At 63.8% G+C, this 5307-nt stretch carries 5 protein-coding genes; 3 read left to right on the top strand and 2 right to left on the bottom strand.

The features are described 5' to 3' along the window. A partial coding sequence (locus tag AC1D1P_RS13505; protein ID WP_477673332.1) for a hypothetical protein occupies positions 1–198 on the top strand: 198 nt, incomplete at its 5' end. A 17-nt stretch (positions 199–215) separates the two neighbouring features. Further along, the gene (locus AC1D1P_RS13500) at positions 216–665 is read left to right on the top strand and encodes a GNAT family N-acetyltransferase (RefSeq protein WP_477673331.1); all 450 of its coding nucleotides are present in this window, start codon (positions 216–218) and stop codon (positions 663–665) included. A 51-nt stretch (positions 666–716) separates the two neighbouring features. On the opposite strand, the gene AC1D1P_RS13495 is transcribed toward AC1D1P_RS13500, so the two are convergent. Together AC1D1P_RS13495 and AC1D1P_RS13490 are read right to left on the bottom strand one after the other, a co-directional pair. Then, positions 717–1859 (bottom strand): aminopeptidase, encoded by a 1143-nt coding sequence (locus tag AC1D1P_RS13495; protein WP_477673330.1) that lies wholly within the window; start codon positions 1857–1859, stop codon positions 717–719. Between the two features lie 6 nt (positions 1860–1865). After that, positions 1866–3968 (bottom strand): molybdopterin-containing oxidoreductase family protein, encoded by a 2103-nt coding sequence (locus AC1D1P_RS13490; RefSeq protein WP_477673333.1) that lies wholly within the window; start codon positions 3966–3968, stop codon positions 1866–1868. 79 nt (positions 3969–4047) lie between these two features. Here AC1D1P_RS13490 and AC1D1P_RS13485 point away from each other — a divergent pair, with 79 nt between their 5' ends. Further along, positions 4048–5199 (top strand): ABC transporter substrate-binding protein, encoded by a 1152-nt coding sequence (locus AC1D1P_RS13485; RefSeq protein ID WP_477668546.1) that lies wholly within the window; start codon positions 4048–4050, stop codon positions 5197–5199. Positions 5200–5307 lie beyond the last annotated feature (108 nt).

Below are 5307 nucleotides of genomic sequence, written 5' to 3'. Positions count from 1 at the left end.
CTTCAGTATGGTGCACGTTCAATCGAACTGCCTCTGGAGGCGGTCAGGTCGGTGACACCCATGGCCCGAAAGCTCGGGCGTGCTGATGCGGATCATCACGATGTCGACGCGTTGCTGGCCCGGGAATTGGCGGGCCGCGACGAGCACACTGTGACCGTGCCGCCCATGTCTGTTGCTGCCTGGGTTCAACTGGCATGAGGCACGCAGCATCTCCTGTGTGCATTGGCCATCTTGCCGACCACCCGCAGCACCTTGCGGCGCTGGCCGCGTGGCACCAGGCGCAATTCGGCTATCTCAATACATCGGTTACGGTTGAGCAGCGCACACAAAGGCTGAAGGCATCCGCGCAGAAGGGCGCGTTGCCGATGACCTTTGTGGCGGTTTGCGAAGGCCGGCTTTTGGGGTCGGCGAGCTTGCTGCCACAAACGATTACCCATTCCCACTTGTCTCCCTGGCTGTCCAGTGTTTATGTAGCGCTCGAGCACAGGAACAAGGGGATTGGGTCGGCGCTGGTCCGGCATGTGGTTCGGGAGGCCGCCAGCATGGGCGAAGACAAGGTCTACCTGTTTACGCCGAACAGCGAGGCCCTGTATGCCCGGCTCGGCTGGAAAGTCGTCGAACATACGGAACATCAGGGACACCGCCTCACGATCATGTGCGTGTAAGCATACAGATACGCCCCTTGGCGGATGTGCCGGGACGCTGCCCAGATTGAACTACTCTTTGGACTGTCCGGCCTTGCGTGGGTGACTGTGTGCCTGCGCAAGGCTCACCATGTTGTGTTGTTCAAGTGCCTTGCGCCGTTCGTCTTTGGGCAGCCGGGCCAGCTTTTTGACTGCATCATAAAACCGTTGCCAGTCGCGGCCCTCGCGTTCGAACAGCGCTTCAAAGCCCGGCACCAGTTCGTCGTATGCGGCCTGTGCGCCAAACGAGGCATTGTTGGCGTTCGCCACCCACAGGTCGTAACCTGCAAAGCCGCCCCATGATGCCTTGAGTTCGGCATAGGCGTCACGAAAGCGCTGGTACGCTATCATTTTGCTAGCTGCTTGCGCAGGTTCTGATTGGGCTGCGGCATCATTTTGATCATAAATTGCGGTCAGTTCGCGGCGCGTGGCCAGTGCCAGCGCGCGGAACTGCCGGCGCCGGCCATCGAATACCGCGTAGGCCTTGCGTGCGTCATCGCCAGCCTGCGTGGCCAGCCAGCGCTCGATGCCCAGGCGTTCGACGGCAGTGGCAAACGATTCATTGAACATCGTGTCACCCGGCGCAAACACCACCTGGTGCGACAGTTCGTGAAAGATCAGCCGGGCCAGTTCGCCTTCGGGGTAGCCGATGAAGGTGTTGAGTAAGGGGTCGCCGCCTGCCCAGTTCATCCAGCCCAGGGTGGAATACGCGGGCACGCCGTAAACACTGGCTTCCAGGCCTTCGGCCTTGAGCCGCGCCGCTTCGGCGCGCGCGTCGGCCTCATTGAAGTAACCGCGGTAGCCTACACAGCCCGTGACCGGGAAGCACCAGGTTTTGAGCGTGAGCGAAAACGCCGGCGCTGCCACCACGTTCCAGACCACGGCGCTGCGGCGCAGGTCGGCATAGCGCCGGTAGCTGGCGTTGTCGGGCAGTTTCAGCTCGGCCACCGCAAAGCTGCGGATGCGCTGCGACAGTTCCAGCCGGCTTTTCAACGAGGCCGATGTTTGCGCATCACCGAGCCAGTCGTCCACCGGCCGGGCCGCGTTGAGCATCTGCATGTGGCCGCTGACGGACTGCCAGTAGTAACCCAGGTCAGCACACCCCGTGAGGCACAGCGCGGCTGCGGCCAGCGCAGCAGCCAGGCCGGTCAGTGTCTTGGCGCGCGTTCGGCTCACCGTGCCTCAAGCTGTTTCAGCGTCGCRCTGCACCTGCACCAGGCAATCGTAAAAGACGGGGCCGCGGCCCATGTCGGTCAGGTGCTGGCTGGTGAGCTGGTTCACATTGGTGCCGTCCAGGCCCAGCTTGCGCCACCAGATACCCAGGCCGTTGACCACGCCGGGGCGCGCCCGCGCGGAGACTTCGGCCTTGACGCGGTACTCGCCGCGCTGGTTGAACACCTTGACGACCGCGCCCGTGGTGATGCCGCGCGCGGCGGCATCGTCCGCATGGATTTCCAGCACCGGTTCGGTTTCCATATCGCGCAGGCTTTTCACGTTGACGAAGGTGGAGTTGAGGAAGTTGCGCGCGGGCGGCGAGATCATGGCCAGCGGGAACAGGTCGGACGTGTCGGCTGCTTCGTAATTGGGCACGTGGCCAGGCAAGCCGTCGGCGCCTGTGGCTGCCAGCCGGGCACTGAAGAATTCGCAGCGGCCCGACGACGTGGGGAAGTTGCCTTCGGCAAACGGCGCATCGGGCAGCGTCAGCGTGGCAAAGCCCATGTCCAGCAGCTGCTGGAAGTCCACCTTGTCGCCAAACGTCGCGCGGCACAGCTGCTCGTCGCTGTCGGCAAAGCAGGGCCCGGTAAAGCCCATGTGGGCGGCCAGCTCGCGAAAGATCTGCGTGTTGGGTTTGGCCTGGCCCATGGGCGCGATGGCYGGGCGATTCAGCAGCACGTCGGTGTGGCCGTAGGAGGCATGCACATCCCAGTGCTCCAGCTGCGTGGTGGCCGGCAGGATGTAGTCGGCGTAGTCGGCCGTATCGGTCTGGAAGTGCTCAAGCACCACAGTGAAGAGGTCTTCACGCGCGAAGCCCTGAACCACTTTTCCGGATTCCGGCGCCACTGCCACCGGGTTGCTGTTGTAGGCGATCAGCGCCTCGATCTTCGGGCCGAACTGCACCGACGTGGGTTCCAGCAGGGCGTTGCCGATGGTGCTCATGTTGATGGTGCGCGGCTGGCGGTCCTGCAGCAGGTCGGGCCGCTGCAGGGCAGCTTTGTCGACCGGGAACAGGCCCGAGCTGCTGAGCAGCACGCCGCCGGCCCGGTGCCGCCACGCACCCGTCAGCGCGGGCAGGCAGGCAATGGCGCGCGCCGCATTGCCGCCGCCGCGCACGCGCTGCATGCCGTAGTTCAGGCGGATCGCTGCAGGCTGCCGGTTGACGAAGCATTCGCCATAGTCGCGGGCCAGCGATCGGATCTGTTCCGCCGGCACGCCGCAGACCTGTGCCGCGCGTTCGGGAGGCCACTGCAGCGCACGTTCGCGCAGTCCGCCGTCGGGGTCTTGCCAGCCCAGGGTGTGCTGCGCGATGTAGTCATGGTCGAGCCAGTCGTGGGTGATCAGTTCGTGCATCAGCGCCAGTGCCAGCGCCGCGTCGGTGCCCGGCAGCAGGGCGATGTGCTCATGGCATTTCTCGGCGGTTTCGCTTTTGCGCGGGTCGATGCATACCAGCTTGGCGCCGTCGCGTTTGGCCTGCTGTGCATAACGCCAGAAGTGCAGGTTGCTGCCGATGGAGTTGCTGCCCCAGATGATGATGAGTTTCGATTCGGCGAAAAACTCCACCCGCATGCCGACCTTGCCGCCCAGTGTTTGCGTGAGGGCCTCGCCGCCGGCTGATGAGCAGATGGTGCGGTCCAGGAGTGACGCGCCGAGCTGGTTGAAAAACCGGCCCGCCATGCTTTCACCCTGCACCTGGCCCATGGTGCCGGCATAGCTGTAAGGCACGATGGCCTCGGGGTTGCGCGCTGCGATGGCTTTGAGGCGGGCCGCAATGTCGGCCAGCGCCGCTTCCCAGCTCACGGGTTCAAACTGCCCGCTGCCCTTGGGCCCGCTGCGTTTGAGTGGATGCAAAAGGCGCTCAGGGTGGTAGGTGCGTTCGGTGTAGCGAGAGACTTTGTTGCACAGCACGCCGCCGGTGTGGGGGTGGTCCGGGTTGCCCTGCACACGAATGGCCACGCCATCTTCCACCGTGGTCAGCAGCGAGCAGGTGTCCGGGCAGTCGTGCGGGCAGGCGCCCAGCACCTGCAGGGCCGCAGGCTTCAGCCCGGTGTCAGGTTCGGCCTTGGCCATAGGGGAGATGCTGATGGTATTGCTCATGGTTCAACTTTATATTGGCAGGCATACCGGCCCCCGGGGATGAGGAGACGACATGACAACAAAAACAGGAATGCATTCATTCCGCGTGCTGGCCAGGATCACCATGGTAGCGGCACTGGCCGCCCTGATGGCGCCGGGGGTGTATGCCGAAGATGGCATCAGTAAAACCGCTGTCACCCTGGGGCAATCCCTGGCCATGACCGGGCCCGGCAGCACGCTGGCTGTGCCGTTTGCCCAGGGCGCGCGCCTTTATTTCGACCACGTCAATGCCGGCGGCGGTGTCAACGGCCGCAAGATCGAACTGACCACGCTGGACGATGCGGGCAACCCCGATACCGCCGCGGCCAACACCCGCAAGCTGCTGGACCAGAAGGTGTTTTCGCTCTTCGGTTACTACGGCTCACCACAGGTCACGGCCGTCAATCCGCTGTTGAAAGACACCGACATTTTGCTGTTCGCCCCCATGGCCGGCGCCGACGAGCTGCGCGGCTCGCTCTATCCMAACGTGTATTCGGTCCGGCCCGGTTATTCGGAAGAAGCCGCCATGATCACGCGGCATGCCGAAACCCTGGGCATGCGCAAGCTGGCCATCCTGCACGGCAAGGATGCCGAGTCAATGGCGGCGCTGGATTCGGCCGAGCGCACCATGGGCGGGCTGGGCGCCAACCTGGTGGCCAAGTCGGCCCTCTCGGGCGGCAGTGTGGCCACGAGCGTTGAACAGATTCTGGGCAAGAAGCCTGAATCCGTACTGGTCATCAGCGACGCTTCCGGCGCCGCCAGCGCGATACGCGATTTGCGTGCCAAAGGCTTTCGGGGGCCCATCTACGGCTTTTCCAGCACTGGCGAAAGCCTGCTGGCCGAGCAGCTGGGTGCAGCCGGTGCCGGTGTGGTGGTGGTGCGCGTCACACCCAAGTCGGACAACGCCAAGAGCGTCCTGGTCCGTGAACTGCAGGCCGACGCTACAGCGGCCAAACTGGGCAAACCCAATGTGTACATGCTCGAAGGCTACATCGCYGCCTGGACSTATGTCGAAGCGCTGCGCAAGGCCGGAAAGGACCCGACCCGCGTCAAAYTGCGCAAGGCACTGGACACCATGCAGGAGCTGAGCCTGGGCGGCTTTCGGGTTCACTTTGACGGGGACCGCGTGGGCTCCAAACTGGTGGAGCTCAGCCTGATTGATGCCACCGGGCGGGTGCGGGAATAGGAAGGGTGAGATAGCGGAAATTGGCGAGTGTTGTGGGCTGGATGATGCAAAAGGTGACAAATTACCGGCTGTTGCGTTGCTGGCTTCCGCTAAAGTAGTGACCTATCT

It is taken from the genome of Polaromonas sp. P1_E1_2, assembly GCF_056406035.1.
This window is presented reverse-complemented; position numbering and strand designations above follow the sequence as displayed.